Source organism: Bacillus cereus group sp. BfR-BA-01347, from assembly GCF_022663835.1.
Taxonomy (GTDB): domain Bacteria; phylum Bacillota; class Bacilli; order Bacillales; family Bacillaceae_G; genus Bacillus_A; species Bacillus_A thuringiensis_K.
Genome location: NZ_JAKUGG010000005.1, coordinates 68,420 through 86,188, shown reverse-complemented (window position 1 = coordinate 86,188; position 17,769 = coordinate 68,420). Strand labels below are relative to the sequence as shown.

Genomic DNA, 17,769 nt, shown 5'->3' with positions numbered 1-17,769 from the left:
TTAAAAGGTCATTGAAATACATACGTGAAAATAGCCAATATGGAGGTGAAGTAAAAGAGATTTCTAGATTAATTTAAGCAGTGTTATGTAGTGTAAACATATTAAATCGAGAGTAATATTTGAAGAAAGGGTGTATGTGGTGCAAATTATAAAAAGATTAATTAACAAAACAGTTTTATTACTTACTTTAATCGTTATGTTATCATCTGTTTTCTCCTTTCAGAGTGTGAAGGCAATTTCAAATTCAAAAACAACTGAAATTATCATTCATTACAAAGAAAAGCTTGGAAATACAAAAGACTGGAATCTTTGGTTATGGGGAGAAAATGCGAATGGTACATCTTATGAATTTACTGGTGAAGATGAATTTGGAAAATACGCTAAGATAAAAATAGAAGGTGACTATAATCGTGTAGGATTTATAGTTCGAACAAATGAATGGGAAAAAGATGGTGGAGATCGTTGGATTGAAAATATAAAGGACGGTCGTGCTGAAGTATGGATTCTTTCGGGTGATGAAAAAGTATATAACTCTAAGCCTTCATCGGATCTCTCAATTCAAAAAGCAACTATTGATAGTTTCCATGAAATTACTGTAACGACTAATGTCCCGTTTAATATTAAGGAAAAGAAAATTGAAATTGAAGGCATTAAAATTAAGAATATTACTCCTTATGATATAAACAGTGGAGATGTTACTAATAAGGTTAAAATAATTATGGAACAGAAAATTGATTTAAAACAAACATACAAAGTTAAAATTGAAAACTTAGATGATACGAATACTGAAATCGGTAAAGTCATTCGTAGCGAGGAATTCGACAATTTATTTTATTATGGTGGTAATGATTTGGGAAATATATATACTCCGCAATATACAAAGTTCCGTGTATGGGCTCCTACTGCAAGTGAAGCGAAGTTGGTTACATATAAAAAATGGAGTGATAAAATAGGTACTGAAATAAACATGCAAAAAGGTGAAAAAGGAACTTGGACTGCAGAACTAAAGGGGAATCAAAAAGGGCTCTTTTATACGTATAAAGTCAAAATTGGTGATAAGTGGACTGAAGCAGTTGATCCATATGCACGTGCTGCTTCTGTAAATGGAGATAAAGGTGCAGTTGTTGATTTAGAAGAAACAAATCCGAAAAAATGGAAAGCAAACAAAAAGCCAAAATTTAAAAATCCGGAAGATGCTATTATTTATGAGTTACATGTACGCGATCTTTCCATTCAACCTGAAAGTGGTATTAAACAGAAAGGGAAGTATTTAGGTGTAACAGAAAAAGGAACAAAAGGGCCAGAAGGTGTAAAAACAGGACTTGATCATATAAAGGATCTTGGTGTTACTCACGTTCAGTTTTTACCGATATTTGATTATGCTTCTGTAAATGAAGAGACTTTAAATGAACCGCAATATAACTGGGGATATGATCCTAAAAATTTCAACGTTCCAGAAGGCTCCTATTCTACAAATCCTTATGAGCCAATTGTTCGAATAACTGAATTAAAGCAAATGGTTCAAACACTACATGATAATAATCTTCGAGTAGTGATGGATGTCGTATATAACCATATGTATAACGCTGCTGAATCTAATTTTCATAAGTTAGTTCCAGGTTATTATTATCGTTACAATGAAGATGGAACATTTGCAAATGGAACTGGAGTAGGAAATGATACTGCTTCAGAAAGAAAAATGATGAGGAAATTTATGATAGATTCCGTCACATATTGGGCAAAAGAATACAATTTAGATGGATTCCGTTTTGATTTAATGGGTATTCATGATTATGAAACGATGAATGAAATACGTAAAGCTGTTAATCAAATTGACCCTTCTATTATACTACATGGAGAAGGATGGGATTTAAATACACCTCTTGCAGCTGAGCTGAAAGCAAATCAAAAAAATGCAGGGAAAATGAAAGGGATTGCTCATTTTAATGATAATATACGTGATGGATTGAAGGGTAGTGTATTTGAGGAGAAGGAAAATGGTTTTATAAATGGGAAGGAAAACATGGAAGATCGTATTAAAAAAGGGATTACGGCAGGTATTGACTACGATAAAAATTCATCTACCTATCAAGATTCGGAACAGGTATTAACTTATGTGGAAGCACATGACAATCATACATTATGGGATAAACTTGAGTTAACTAATTCAGATGATAGCGATGAAGTGCGAAAACAAATGCACAAATTGTCTTCTTCGATTTTATTAACATCACAAGGAATTCCATTCTTACATGCAGGGCAAGAGTTTATGCGGACGAAATACGGTGATCATAATAGTTACAAATCTCCAGATTCAATTAACCAGATGGATTGGTTGCGCCGTGCAACGTTTAATAATGAAGTAGATTATATGAAGGGTTTAATAGAATTACGCAAAAAGTACTCAGCTTTTCGAATGACATCTGCAGATCAAATAAAAACACACGTATCATTTATTGATGCTCCGAAAAATACTGTAACTTATACAATAGAGGGGAATAAACATGAATACTTTACAGTGGCTCACAATGCAAATAGAGAAGCTGTTGAAATAACACTTCCATTTAAAGGTCCTTGGAAAGTACTAGTAGACGGGAAGCAGGCGGGAAGTAAACCACTTTATGTTGTACATGACAATAAAATTAAAGTTCCTGCACTAAGTTCCATTGTTTTAAAATCAGAAAAACCGATTAAATAAAAGCGAAGAGTGTGGAAATAAATACTGAATTGAGCAAATTTAATAAGGATTGCAAACTTTAAAAGCGAAGTGAAGATTATTCTCACTTCGCTTTTAAAGTTAATGTAATATAATTTCACATACTGTAATTATATTACAATTTAATAAAAAATAAGCAATAGGTTATTGCTATTGTAACCGTAGGAGTAGAATATATCTTTGCGTTTATCGATAAAATTATCTGAAATCCATTCGTAATTTATATAATTTTTATTACATACTCGAACATATAACGAGCTAGATGTTCGAATTGTATTAATTCCTATAAACCGCTTAAAAATAACGAAGGCGCCAAAAGTATATGGAATCAAAATAGAGAAAAGACACCCTTCAAGGTGTCTTTTCTCTATTTTGAAGATGATATGTAAGTAACTTCTTTGTATGTAATAATATGTTGTATTTTTACACTAACTTTTTAAGAAAAATTTAAAGCTCTTTTCTTAATCTATTTGTAATAAAATGAATCATAAAATTTTATCGATATAATAAATAAAACTTTCTCAACATTATTTGATTTAATAACTATATTCAACTGCTCTCCAATCCATTACAATAATTTCACATTGGAAATACATGAATATTCTCAATGTTATAAATGGTTTATACCTTATAGGATTACTATGGGAAAGGATGTGAAATATCCAAAAAGAAATCATTTTTTATGATGAAATAAAAAATTTTAATGAAGAAAAAGTTATTTCATTATTTTCAAGTTTCGTTAAAGTGCATGTATTTATAATCACTATGAGACAAGGAGCAGAATCCGAAAAAATTTTTGTAAATTAGAAAATTGCATCTCAAAATAAGTTAAACGTTTATGGAGGGTTATATGAGCGAGAAAATTTATTACTGGTCTCCGATTAAGCATTGGGAGAAGTTGCATAATGAAGTTTTGATAGGGGAAATGAGATTTACAGGTATTCTGTCTGAGTGGTTTCCTGATTTTTATTTTATGGCTCAAAAAGGTGTGAAAATTAGTGAACTAGTAGAGCGCTTTTCGTTAGGAAATGTAGAAGAGACACAAAAAAACATAGAACTCATGATAAAAAATCGTGTGTTAGTAAGTAACATATTACACCCAAGAGAAGTATTTTCTTCACAAGAAAAGATTTTTCCAAATCCATATAGCAACCAGATTCGCTTTTCTAAAGAAGAGTTAGATAAGTATATGAGTGAACAATTAAATCGCACGCACGTTGCTGCACGGTCAACCGAAATTCAACTTGAAACAACAGATGAGCTACCCACTATAATCAAGGAACGTAGGTCTTGTCGTCAATTTGAAATGGAAAAACACATTGGTTTTTCGGAATTTTCCCAATTCTTATCAACTCTAAAACAGGTTAAGGAAGAAAAAATATACTATCATTACGCAAGTGCAGGCGGGCTCTATCCCATTGATATCTTTGTTTATATAAAACCAAAACGTATAGAGGGTATGAAAGCTGGATTTTATTATTATAACCCATCAAAAAATAGTCTTGTGATTGTAAACAACATTGATCAAGTGATCAAAAGTGATCATGAGTTAATTAATCAAGATTTATTTACTCAATCTGCATTCTCAGTTTATTTGGTTTATAATGCGAACGCTTCCATTCCGAAATACGGTTCAGATGGATATTTATTTGCTTGTATTGAGTCAGGCATTATCACTGCTACCTTAAATATGGTTGCTGAGACATTAAATTTAGGGGTTTGTTCAGTTGGTCATATGAAATTTGAAGAGATTCAGCAATTTTTATGTTTGGATAACCATCAAGTGTTTCTCCATGGGCTTGAAGTTGGCTTGAAAATTAACGAGTAGAAGAAATGAATATTAGGGGGATAAAGATAAAAATGCACATTAAAGATCGAAGTTCGATTCATGAAAATAAAGAAGTAGAAGCGTTTTGGAAGGAGCAATTATCTTCCGAGATTCTCGATTTTTCTGTATTTAATAGCGATTACCAACTAAATAAAGAAACACCTTGTGAGTACGTTCAAGTCATAGTGAATGTAGAAATTAGTAAAAATATACAAAAAATAAGTAAGTCTCAAGATTTATTATTATTTAGCTGGTTTCAAGCCGCTTTAAGAGTTTGTTTGGCACATTATACAGATCAAGAAAGAATTACTATTGGTATTCCTATAATTGAAAAGAATCTTGAACAAAGTGAGAATCTTAATAAGTTGATTCCTTTAGGAAGTGAAATCCATCCGCATCACACCTTTAAACAGTTAGTAAATGAGATTGAACAAACGACTTTATTCGGGTATGAAAATCAGGAGTATCCGCTCTCTGAATTATTAGTTAAACACAATTTAACTCCTTTTCAAATTGTAATCGGGATGGAAGGATTACATAATGAAAATTCACTAGAAGAATACGCAGAGAATAATTTAGTCTTATGGATACGAAGAAAATGGAATGAAATACATAATGAATTTGAATTTCAAATTTCTTGCAAGTCCCGTTCATTCTCTTCTTTGCAACAGTTTGCCAATTCGTATTGTTATGTTTTAAAGCAAGTTTCACAAAATCCGAATTTGGCATTGAAAGATATTTGTATTATTGCAGAAGGAGAAAAAGAGTTGTTAGAAGGATTGAATACTTTTCAAACAGGCATAGACTTGTTTCAATCATTTCAAGATTTGTTTGAAGCGCAAGTATTAAAAACTCCAGATCAAATTGCTGTTGTTTGTAATGATCAATCTTTGACATATAGAGAATTGAATAAGAAAGCGAATCAATTGGCTTCTATTCTTCAAAGTAAAGGTGTTTCAAAAGAAAGTATTATTGGTGTTATGGTAGATCGGTCATTAGAAATGATTATTGGTATGATGGGGATTTTAAAAGCAGGAGCAGCGTATTTACCAATCGACCCTAACTACCCAACTGAACGAATTGAATATATGTTACAAGATAGTCAAGCAAAATATTTACTTAGTAAGCGAACAGAGGAAGTATTGCCACAATTTGCAGGTGAAGTACTGTATCTTGATAAAGAATATCTTTTTCAAGGTGAAGAAAGTAATTTAGTACGAGAACATAATCCTAATGATTTAGCTTATGTTATTTACACATCAGGATCGACAGGAAATCCAAAAGGGGTAATGATAGAACAAAAATCGCTAGTTCATTTTTTAAATGTAATGAGAGAAAAAGTAATAGCTAATCAATCATTCTTGTTTCTTGCTAGTGTATCTTTTGATATTTCCTTGTTAGAAATATGTCTTCCTTTAACGCAAGGTTCAAAAGTAGTAATTGCTACAGAGGACCAGTTTGCAACAAAAGAATTGGCTCATTTGGTCAAAAAACATAAGGTGGATTTATGGGAATCAACGCCATCGCGAATGGAAGTGATTTTGAGTGATCCAGAAGGGGCGATTTTTCTAAAAGATTTAAAATCTATTTTATTAGCAGGAGAATCATTTTCCATTGATTTGGTTGAAAAAATTCGTTGTATCAGTGAAGCAACAATTTTAAATATTTATGGTCCCACAGAAACAACCATTTGCGCAACAGTAAAAGACTTGAGCACTTCCAAAGAAGTTACGATTGGCAAACCTAACCGGAATTATCATTCCTATATATTGAATAAGTATGGCCAATTAAAACCATTTGGAATTCCCGGTGAACTCTGCATTGCTGGCGTAGCGGTAGCACGAGGGTATCTTGGTAAAAATAAACTGACAGATGAAAAGTTTGTACCGAGTCCTTTTGCGGCAGGGGAAATGATGTATCATACAGGTGATCTCGTTCGTTGGTTGCCTAATGGAGAACTTGAATATTTAGGTAGAATGGATCATCAAGTGAAAATTCGGGGGTATCGGATTGAATTAAGAGAAATCGAAACTCAATTAAGGGAATATCCAGAAATAAATCAGGCTATCGTTGTTGATCAAGTGTATGGAAATAGGAAATTATTAGCTGCCTACTATGTATCGGATAACAAGGTGTCTTTTGGTGAAATCAGAAAATATTTAAGTGATAAATTACCGGAGTTTATGATTCCTGAAAAAATGATTCAGGTAGAAGAGATTCCATTGAATCCAAATGGAAAAGTGGATAGAAAAAGATTGTTGGATATAACACAAACGGATTATGTATCAATTCCATACGTTGCTCCGCGCAATGAAATTGAACAAAAATTAGTGCGTGCATGGGAAAAAGTTATGGAGATTGAGCGAATCGGAATTCATGATAATTTTTTTGCATTAAAAGGAGAATCTATTAAAGCACTTCAGGTAATTAATTTATTAAGAAAAGACGGCTTAAAAATAAGTACAACAGATTTTTTTAAACACCCCACAATCGCTCAACTGAGTTCTTGTGTAAAGTTAGAGCATAAAGAGGAAAACTTTGAAAGTAGACCAACTCATGTTAAAGATTTATCTAATCCATTTTCCTTAACAGAAGTTCAGACAGCGTATATGTTAGGAAGGAATTCACAGTTTGAATTAAGTGGTATTTCACCTCAAACATATTTTGAATATGAAACAACATTGGATATCAATCGTCTTTCAAAAAGTTTTCAAAAGGTAATCCATCGTCATCCAATGTTGCGAGCTGTAATTTTACCAGAGGGAAAACAGCAAATATTACAAAGCGTTCCTGATTACGAGATTGAAATAGTGAGTCTCATAGATTTAGATGATAGGAATCAAAATGCTCGCTTGCAAGAAGAGCGTTCTCGAATGACTAACCATGTATTCCCTTTGGGAAAATGGCCTTTGTTTGAATTGAAAGCTTTTCTTTTAAAAGAAGACACGTATTTATTATGTTTTCGATACGATGCTTTATTAATGGACGGAGCAAGCATGAACATTGTTGGACAGGATTTGTTGCATTATTATTATAAACCAAATCAAAAATTAGAATCTTTATCTTTTGATTTTCAAGATTATATGTTTATCTATGATGAAATGGAACAAAGCGAAGAATATAAAACAGCAAAAGATTATTGGACAAGTAAGCTGCCTGACTTTCCGTTTGCACCTTCTTTGCTGTTAAAAAAGGATCCAGCAGAGATTGCTACTCCTAAATTCCAATCACTTACAAAAATCCTGGACAATGAAAAATGGACAAAGCTACGAAAGTTAGCACAAGAGAAAGAGGTAACGCCTTCCGCTCTACTTTGTACAATATATGGTGATGTGTTGGCATATTGGAGTAATCAACGTCGATTAGCAATTAATTTGACTGTATTTAACCGTTATCCTGTTCATGATGAAGTAGAACAGATTGTAGGAGATTTCACATCGCTTATTTTGTTGGATGTTGATGTAAAACCAGAGCAAACTTTCTTTACTAGAGTAAAAGAAACGCAAGCTACTTTATTAGATGGCCTTGAACATCGTCATTACGATGGAGTTAACTTTATTCGAGATTTTACTCGATATCATCAAATGACGCCAAAAGCAGTTATGCCAATCGTTTTCACCTCGATGTTAGCAGGTGCAGGTGCTTTCTCTTGGGAACAACTTGGTTCTCTTCGCTATATTCATGCTCGGACTCCACAAGTGTATTTGGATAATGTAGTAATTGAAAAAAATGGAGAGTTATTAATTAGCTGGAATTATGTTGAAGAGTTGTTTGATATTGATGTGATAGAAGCAATGTTTTCCCAATTTGTTAACTTATTGGAACAATTGGTGAAACAAAGCGATATAACATCTTTGCAGATGAAAGAATCGGATCAAACTTTAATTGAACAATACAATGAAACAACAGAAAAAATACCTTCAACTACTCTGTATCAATTATTTACAGACCAAGTAAAACGTACACCGAATGAAGTAGCGGTGGTATTTGAGCAAAAATGGTTAACATACTCGGAACTTCATAAACGCTCCAATCAAATTGCCCAATTCTTAAAAGAGCAGGGCATTGGTCTTGGTGACAAAGTGGGTCTTTTAGCCAAAAGACGAGTTGACACAATTGTTAATATGCTAGGTATTTTAAAAGCAGGTGCTGCTTATGTTCCGATTGATCCCGATCATCCTTTAGATCGCCAAACATATATTTTAAAAAATAGCTCATGCAAGCTTTTATTAGAACCTAGTCTTTATGAAGAAAATGATTTGTCATTTTATACAACAGAAGATATGCCCTCTATTGCTGGTCCAGAAGATATTGCCTATATTATATACACTTCAGGAAGTACAGGAAAACCAAAAGGAGTAATTATTACTCACCAAGCGGTTACAAATACTATTCAAGACATAAATCAAAAATATGAGGTAAATGAAGATGATCGTATTATTGGTATCTCTTCCATGTGTTTTGACCTATCTGTATACGATATTTTCGGAGCTTTAAGCACAGGTGCAATGTTAGTAATGATTCGTGATCCGAGAGACATGCAAGAATTAATCCGCACTGTCGAACGTAGAGGGATTACAATTTGGAATACAGTGCCTGCAATCATGGATTTGGCATTGGATCAAGTAGGTTCTCATTTTGAACATTCTTCTTTACGTTTAGTTTTACATAGTGGAGATTGGATTCCGCTTTCTTTACCAGAAAAAATAAAACGACATTTTCCGATTGCAGAAGTAGTTTCACTAGGAGGGGCAACAGAAGCATCGATTTGGTCAATTTATTATCCGGTCAAACAGGTGGAATCACATTGGAATAGTATTCCATACGGGATGCCCTTGGCAAACCAAACGTATTATGTGTTGAACTATGAAAAGAAAATGTGCCCTGTTGGTGTAATTGGAGATTTATATATCGGGGGAGTGGGCCTTGCTAAAGGATATTTAAATGATGAAAAGAAAACAAATGAAGCGTTTGTGTCACATCCTGATTTTGGTCTTATATACAAAACAGGAGATTGTGGAAAAATGCATTCTGAGGGGTATATTGAATTTTTAGGCCGCCAAGATTACCAAGTAAAAATTCAAGGGTATCGAGTAGAGTTAGAAGAAATCGCTCATTGTCTTCTAACTTATAAACAAGTCGAACATGCTGTCGTAATTGATCAAACAGATGAGAACGGAATAAAATTTTTAGTTGCATATGTGGTAACTAAGCAAAATATTAGTACAACAGAACTACGAAAGCATTTGCGAGATCACTTGCCAGATTACATGATTCCTTCTTATTTTGTTTATTTGGACCAATTACCCTTGACTCCAAACGGTAAATTAGATAGGAAAGCGCTCCCTGCTCCCGAGAAACAAACAAATGAAGTATTTATTGCTCCAAAAACTGAAATGGAAAAAATATTAACTAGTATTTGGCAAGAAGTACTCAAAATAGATCAAGTTGGAGTAAATGATCATTTCTTCGCCTTAGGTGGAGATTCGATAAAAGCGATTCAAGTGTCCGTCAGACTGTATCGACAAGGATTTGAGCTTGAACCAAAAAATCTATTTTCATTTCCTATATTAAGGGATATGGTTCAATTTGTTAAAAAGCTAGACCATTTTTCAAGTTCACAAACAAATGATGTAAACATAATGAACGATAATAAAGCTACATTACTAAATATTAAAGATAAACAACTTAATCAACAAACACTTACCAAAATACAAGAAAAAATGCCGGATATAAAAATAGAACGTATTTACCCGTTAGCACCTTTCCAAGAAGTTATTTATGAACATGCTACGAATGAACCTGATACAAATGCATATTTTGAACAAACAATTTGGGCACTTGAGGGGGAGTTGGATATTAAACTCTTTATTCAGTGTTTCAAACAATTAGTTGATCGTCATGATTCTTTAAGAACAATAATTGTGCAAGATGAACAAGCAAAACCTTGGCAAGCTGTTCTATATGATGTTCAAATAAATTCAGAAATAAAAAACTTGATTGAGATGACGAAACAAGAACAGAAAGAATTCCTAAAACAGTGGATGAATGAAAATTTAAGTCGAGGATTCAAAAATGATGAACCTATGACACGTCTCTGTATATTCCAACTAGGTAATAATGAGCATAAGGTAATTTGGAGTTCCCATCATCTATTATGTGATGGGTGGAGCGTCAGCATTTTGATAGACGAATTATTCCAGCTCTACGAAACTACAAATGCGGGAACTATGGCGGAGTTACCTATGGTAAAACCTTTTGAAACATTCATAGACTGGACTTTGGCACAAGATCATGAGAAAGCACGTCATTTTTGGCAAGATTATTTATCAGGATACAATCAGAAAATTAGTATTCCTAAAAAGAAAGTCCCATCTAAAAGTGAAGGGTTAAACTTCACTTTTATGGATTTAACATTAGACAAGGATTTGACTGATCAGTTACAGACATTTGTAACTAAAAATAATATAACTATGAATACGGCATTACTAGCTGTATGGGGAATATTGCTTGGCAAATTCAACGGAACGAGAGAAGTAGTATTGCCTAATCTAGTATCAGTCAGACCTCCCGAAGTAGAAGGAATTGAAAATATGTTCGGTCTGTTCACAAATGTTTTGCCTATCCGATTGGCATGGACAGAAACGCAATCTTTTGTGGATTTCCTGCAAAAGGTACAACTAGAGACATTGAAATGTAATGAGTATGCATACTATTCATTTGTTGATATACAAAAGCAAAGTGAATTAAAAACTGAGTTGACTGACCATCTTTGGGTTTTTGAAAACTATCCAACTAATCCAGCAATCTTTTCTTCAAATGAAAACAGAAATTTTGCTATCACGGATTACGAAGTTGTTGATGAGCCACATGTAAAGTATGGAATTATGTGCTTCCCTGAAGAAAAGCTTACAATAAAGTTTGGATTTGATCAAACCGTATATGAAGCAGAGAAAATACAGGGAATATTAAATCACATCCATGGATTAATCAACATGATTCTTCAAAATCCAATACAAGCAATTGGTGATTACAAATTATAAAAAATGAAAAGGCGAGCAAGAACTCGCCTTTTTAAATAGAATAGGAGTAAACCAAATGACAAAAAACTTGCAGTTATCAGCCGAAGAGATGCGTCAGTTAGGATATCAAGCGGTTGACTTGATTGTTGATCATATGAATCATTTAAAAAGTAAACCAGTTTCAGAAACGATTGATAGTAATATTTTTAGAGACAAGCTAATTGAAACGATTCCGGAAAACGGATCTAATCCAAAAGAATTACTTCATTTTCTTAATAACAATGTGTTTAATCAAATTACTCATGTGGATCATCCTCATTTTATGGCTTTTGTGCCAGGTCCTAATAATTATGTTGGTGTATTAGCAGATTTTTTAGCAAGTGGGTTTAATGTATTTCCTACAGCTTGGATAGTAGGTGCAGGTGCCGAACAAATTGAATTAACGACAATTAACTGGTTAAAATCAATGCTAGGATTCCCTGATTCAGCTGAAGGACTATTTGTCAGTGGCGGTTCCATGGCTAATTTGACTGCACTTACTGTAGCGAGACAGGTCAAGCTGAATAATGACATAGAAAATGCGATTGTTTATTTTTCTAACCAAACTCATTTTTCTGTAGATCGAGCACTTAAAGTATTAGGTTTTAAACAGCACCAAATTTGCCGAATTGAGACAGATGAAGATTTAAAAATTTCAGTTAGTACTTTAAGAAAACAAATAAAAGAAGATCGATTAAAAGGGAAAAAACCATTCTGTGTTATTGCTAATGCAGGGACAACGAATTGCGGAGCGGTGGACTCCCTCGATGAATTGGCTGATCTATGTGGTGATGAAGATATATGGCTACACGTGGATGGGGCTTATGGGGCTGCAGCAATTCTCAGTGAAAAAGGAAGGGAGTTATTAAGTGGAATTCATCGTGCCGATTCTTTAACGTTAGACCCGCACAAATGGCTTTTTCAGCCTTATGATGTTGGTTGTGTACTCATTCGAAATAGTCAATATTTAAGCGAAACGTTTCGTATGATCCCAGAGTATATTAGGGATACGGAAACTAATATAGAAGAAAAAGTGAATTTTGGAGAGCGTGGAATTGAACTTTCCCGTAGATTTAGAGCATTAAAGGTATGGCTTTCTTTTAAAGCATTCGGAGTTACAGCTTTTCGTGAGGCAATTGATCATGGCATTATGCTAGCTGAACAAGTTGAAGAGTTTTTAAGGAAAGAAAAAGATTGGGAAGTAGTAACACCTGCCCAATTAGGAATTGTTACTTTTCGTTATATTCCATGTGAGCTAACATCTACAGATACAATTCATGAAATAAACAAAAAATTGGTGGAAGAAATTAATCAAAGAGGATTTGCTATGCTAAGTACGACTAAATTAAAAGAAAAAGTAGTAATTCGACTTTGCTCTATCAACCCAAGGACAACAAAAGAAGAAATACTTCAAATCATGATGAACATAAAAGCATTAGCAGAGGAAATAAACACATCGCCTAAACATCTTATATCTGTTTCTCAACCTTGATATATTAGGCGGATTTTAAATATAATAGCCGATTCTTATTTAGAATCGGCTATTATATTTAAATGATAAATACATATATACTATTTATAAGTGTTTCTCTTGTAATGGGATTAAGCCTCAACCTTGGATACTCGTTTGAAACCAGTTTTTATTGCTTGTACTATTTCGTTCACAGCATAAATAGATACATCGGCATTTGGATTTAACCCTTCAAACCAGTGATAGGCATTTGGATATAAATGAAACTCCACATCAACACCAGCTTGTGCTAGTTTGCTTACATAGGTTAATGTTTCGCTGCGGAATGGATCTAATTGACCAACAAATGTGTAAGTATACGGTAAGTCACTATAATCCTCAGCTCGAGAAGGTGCTGCATAGGCAGGGATTTGATCCGTTCCATACATTTCTCCTAAATACATTTTCCAGCCAGCTTCATTTGCCTTTTGGTTCCAAACAAATCCCTCTTTAATTTCATTCGCTGAAGGTGTATCATTTCTGTCATCAATCATTGGATATAGTGGCATTTGTAAACAAATTGAAGGATATTTTCGATCTCGGGCTAATAATGATAATGCTGCTGTTAGTCCACCGCCAGCGCTTACTCCTGCAACCCCAATTCGATTCGAATCAATGTTTAATGACTTTGCATTATCAGCAATCCATTTTAAAGCTGAATAACAATCCTCAATTGGTGCTGGGTAAGGGTATTCAGGCGCTAAGCGGTAGTCTACAGACACGACCACACAGCTAGCTTCTTTTGCAAACCTCATACAAGTATCATCGTTATCATCTATAGACCCTAAGATATAACCTCCACCATGTATCCATAATAAGACAGGTAAAGATTCATGATTTGATTTTGGACGATAAATTCGTAATGGTAACGGATTATCATCAGGCCCAACAATGACTTTATCTGTTAAAGAAAGAGAGTCATCAACAACGGTAGGTGGTCTCATTTGAGCTATTCCTTCTCTGATTGATTGCAAATTTTCTGGGCGTAAATCGAGATCCGGAAACATCTCTAACCCTTGTAATAATTCTGGATTTACTCTAGTTTTCATTTTAGCACCTCTATTTGTAATTGTTTTCAAATAAATGAAGTGTATTCTAAGTAGTTTAATTGTGAAAGAACACCACAATTAAATTGTAAATTGGATATGTTATAACAGTCAACAGAACATTCAGAAATTAAAACCTTTCTCAAGAAGGAGTTTCATGCAATCAGTAATACAAGTAGTGGATTTAAGAGCAAAGTGTTTTAATGTCGTTGTAATTATGTACATTAGAAAAATTTTATAGATAGTTATCTTAAAAATAAACAAAGAGAGAAGAACTAACCAATGTTTCTTCTCCCTTTTCATATGTAATTAGGGTATCCATAACTGTAAATACGGAGGGTATAGATTAATGGATGAATAATTTATTTTTAAATTAATAACGTAACAAATAAAGATTTTTGTATGTAATATTGCATATACAGCGATCACTGGTGAAAATGCTGAGCATTGTTTTTCTATATGGTAAATTAGTTCCTTAGTTATTTATTTTATTTCATTTTCAATCGTGTAAGGCTAGGGGACGAAGATTTACAAAGGTGACTAGTAAAAAATATAACAATATAAGTATAAGATTTTGTACTTAGTAATCTCGCGATTTAAGGCATGACATTGGATAAGGGCGGGGAGTTCAATCGATTTTGAATAAAATCAATAGTATCAGTTGCAATTTTTTTACGTTTAAGAACGATCCCGGTATGCCCACATTTATAAATATATCGTGGAGGTCTTTCCCAAGATTCCCACAAGTAGTCTGTATCCTCAGAATGCACATATAGATCATGCTTACCTGAAATTAATAAAATATTTTCTTTTTTTACTTTTGGCAATGCTTGACTCGGTTCAGTGATTTTCCAATAATCTATTAAATCATCATACGTAACACCATGATGTTCCAAGTCTTCTCTAATAAATTTACCTGGAGTTGTATTCCAAATAGAATAAGAAAGTCGATTTGCATAGAAAATGGATGCTAACATATCAATTTCTTCTTCAACAAGAGAGGTTAAGTTAGTAATAAATCCGCCTAAACTAATTCCTATTAGAATCAGGGGCCCCTTTTTATTTGCTTTAATCCATTTAATCAAAGCTCGTAAATCAGCTACCGCTTGTCTAGTTGCTTGTACTGTTCGTTCAATATTTGCACTTACCATATACTCTCCACTGAATAAGGATTGATCGGGTTTTCTTTCAAAATGATAGGGTAGAGTGAAATAATACATATTCCACTTCAGGCTGGTCATATGATCGTGGAATATGTTTTTCACACGTTCGTTAGAATCCATTCTCCAACCGTGAACAAAGATAACATGAGGTGCATTTTCATTTTTATGTAAGAATAATTCCCCAGTTACAGAGTCGTTGCGTGAATCACCGGATTGAACCGAACTTTTATAGTTGAATTGCCCAACCATGTATTCATTTTCCTGCTTTGAATGCTTAATGTCAAAATGAAAATGTGATGGTTTTACTTTATAAAAAGATTCTATGTTCTTTATATTTAATGAAGTGTTAGAAAGGGAAGTAAACTGAAATGCTACACTTCTTTTTTTGTGTAAATCATATAAGGCGTACCGATCAATGAGTTTTGAAAAAATCAAATTAACCTCCTCCAAAATACATATTGTTTAAAACATAAACAAAATTTATGTTTTAAATTAAGTAGGAAATATTTTCTTTTCCTACTAGTAGGTGCTTGAATTATAAAAATAGGTGATGAATTTGTATATTATATTATAAAGCTTACAATAGATAATTTATACTAAAATGTAAGAAGCAAGTTAATATTCTTATCCATATAAAAGAATGTTTACTTGCTTCTTTTCTTATTAAAAGATGTAATTTCTATGAGGAACCTTACAATTCCCATATAGATATTCACAATCAGCTTCTATATATTTATTGTATAGAAATTATATAATAAATATATCTTTCATGTTACATACATTAAATCAAGCCTTAGCCTCTTTTTCTATAATTCTCTTAAATTGACTACTTCTTACCAATGTTCAACAACGACTGCGTTTTTGAATTTGTGTTCTAGTTTTTCTTGAACAGGTAAATGAATAACTACACATAAACTCCTTATATCTCTCGTTAAACTACCGATTAGCTCCATATAAACTCTAGATAACCTATGTAGAATACAAGATATCAAGGAGGTAAGAAAAAATGAATTTTATGAAACGAGCAATTCTCAGTATGAAAAAAAGGATAGGAACATCATTAATTTTGATGGCAGTTTTTCTAATTGTTACAAATTTGGTTCTTTCAGGTTTCACAATTCAAAATGCATCAAAAAAAGCAGCGGATGCTGCAAGAAAAAAACTTGGTGTAGATGTTACTTTAGGTCTTGATTTCGACAAATTAGGTCAAAAAGCTAAGGAAACTGGAGAAATGCCAAATCCGCCTCAGCTCGATGCAAAAGAAACAGATCAATTAGCGAAGTCCAAGTATGTAAAAGATTATAATTACATAGCTAACACTTTCGGTATTTCTGATGGGCTTAAACTAGTAGGAGCTTCAGAAGGAGAAGAAGAAGGAAAAGGTAAAGTGGGAATGGCGGCTGCGCGAGGCGGTTCAAGCTCTGGTACAGAAATAGATATGAATGCTTCTTTTATGATTGAGGGAGTTCGCAAGACTGCATTACAAGAAAGCTTTAAAAACGGAAAAAGTAAAATCATTGATGGAAAACCAATTACAGAGCAAATGAAGGATCAGAATGTAGCTTTAATGGAAAAACGATTAGCGGAATTAAACAATTTGAAAGCAGGAGACAAAGTTAAAGTGCAATCAGGGGATAAGAAGGAAACCCTTGAGGTTGAAATTATCGGTATTTACGAAACAAATGAGCAAGCAATGGGGCAACAGGCTCCTCCTATTATGGATCCAGCTAATAAACTATATATGCCGCATTCAACTATGAAAAAATTAGAAGTAGACCCAGGTATAAGTAGTGTTCAAGTCGTGTATTTCTTGAATGATCCACAATATATTGATGCATTTAAAAAAGAAGCAAAAAAATCTAATATTGATTTTAATTATTATAAATTAGATGCGCATGATTCATTGTACAAGCAAATGATTGGTCCTATCGAAAATATCTCTTCGACTTCTCAAATGATTATTTATATTGTATCGATTGCAGGTGCAATTATTTTAGGATTAATCATTATGCTATCAATTAAAGGACGTCGTAAAGAAATGGGAATTCTATTGTCTATTGGAGAGAAAAAGTGGAAACTAATGGCGCAATTCGTAGTAGAAGTAGTGTGTGTCGCTATTTTAGCATTTGGATTATCCATAACAACAGGAGCTAAAGTTTCTCAATATATCGGGGATAATTTACTGTCGAATGAAATTGCTACTGCAGGCGAAGAAACAAATACCTCGCAAAATGGTACTGTAATGATGGCTGGACCTGGTGGTACTCTACAAAATCAAAAAGAAGATCCAATTGATAAAATTGATGTAAGTGTAACAGGAGAAGATGTAGGGAAAATGGGTGGAATTGGACTAGCTATTGCTATAATAGCAACACTTCTTCCAGCATTATCTATTCTACGTTTAAACCCAAAACAAATTCTTTTAAAAGATGAATGAGGAGGCTC

The 17,769-nt window shown here is 33.3% G+C and carries 7 protein-coding genes; 5 read left to right on the top strand and 2 right to left on the bottom strand.

Annotated features, from left to right (window positions below; all coding sequences use genetic code 11):
• The first annotated feature begins 139 nt into the window (after positions 1 to 139).
• The 4 genes from pulA to MR143_RS10455 all read left to right on the top strand — a co-directional run bounded on the left by pulA (position 140) and on the right by MR143_RS10455 (position 13,097).
• Positions 140 to 2,698: a type I pullulanase gene (gene pulA / locus MR143_RS10470; RefSeq protein WP_199717753.1), complete on the top strand. Its 2,559-nt coding sequence runs from the start codon at positions 140 to 142 to the stop codon at positions 2,696 to 2,698.
• An 868-nt stretch (positions 2,699 to 3,566) separates the two neighbouring features.
• Positions 3,567 to 4,544, top strand: a complete 978-nt coding sequence (locus MR143_RS10465) for a SagB/ThcOx family dehydrogenase (RefSeq protein ID WP_139032761.1) — start codon at positions 3,567 to 3,569, stop codon at positions 4,542 to 4,544.
• Between the two features lie 32 nt (positions 4,545 to 4,576).
• The gene (locus MR143_RS10460) at positions 4,577 to 11,587 is read left to right on the top strand and encodes a non-ribosomal peptide synthetase (RefSeq protein ID WP_199717752.1); all 7,011 of its coding nucleotides are present in this window, start codon (positions 4,577 to 4,579) and stop codon (positions 11,585 to 11,587) included.
• 55 nt (positions 11,588 to 11,642) lie between these two features.
• Complete coding sequence (locus MR143_RS10455) at positions 11,643 to 13,097, top strand: pyridoxal phosphate-dependent decarboxylase family protein (RefSeq protein WP_000164808.1); 1,455 nt, start codon at positions 11,643 to 11,645, stop codon at positions 13,095 to 13,097.
• Between the two features lie 110 nt (positions 13,098 to 13,207).
• Here MR143_RS10455 and MR143_RS10450 read toward each other — a convergent pair whose 3' ends face one another.
• Entirely contained in the window at positions 13,208 to 14,164 is a 957-nt protein-coding gene (locus MR143_RS10450) for an alpha/beta hydrolase (protein WP_000857945.1), read from the bottom strand.
• Between the two features lie 593 nt (positions 14,165 to 14,757).
• A complete protein-coding gene (locus MR143_RS10445) occupies positions 14,758 to 15,759 on the bottom strand; it encodes an alpha/beta hydrolase (protein WP_000577710.1) in 1,002 nt (333 codons plus the stop codon).
• Positions 15,760 to 16,330: 571 nt separating this feature from the next.
• Between MR143_RS10445 and MR143_RS10440 the strand changes: the two genes are divergently transcribed.
• Complete coding sequence (locus MR143_RS10440; protein WP_001010229.1) at positions 16,331 to 17,761, top strand: ABC transporter permease; 1,431 nt, start codon at positions 16,331 to 16,333, stop codon at positions 17,759 to 17,761.
• Positions 17,762 to 17,769: the final 8 nt, after the last annotated feature.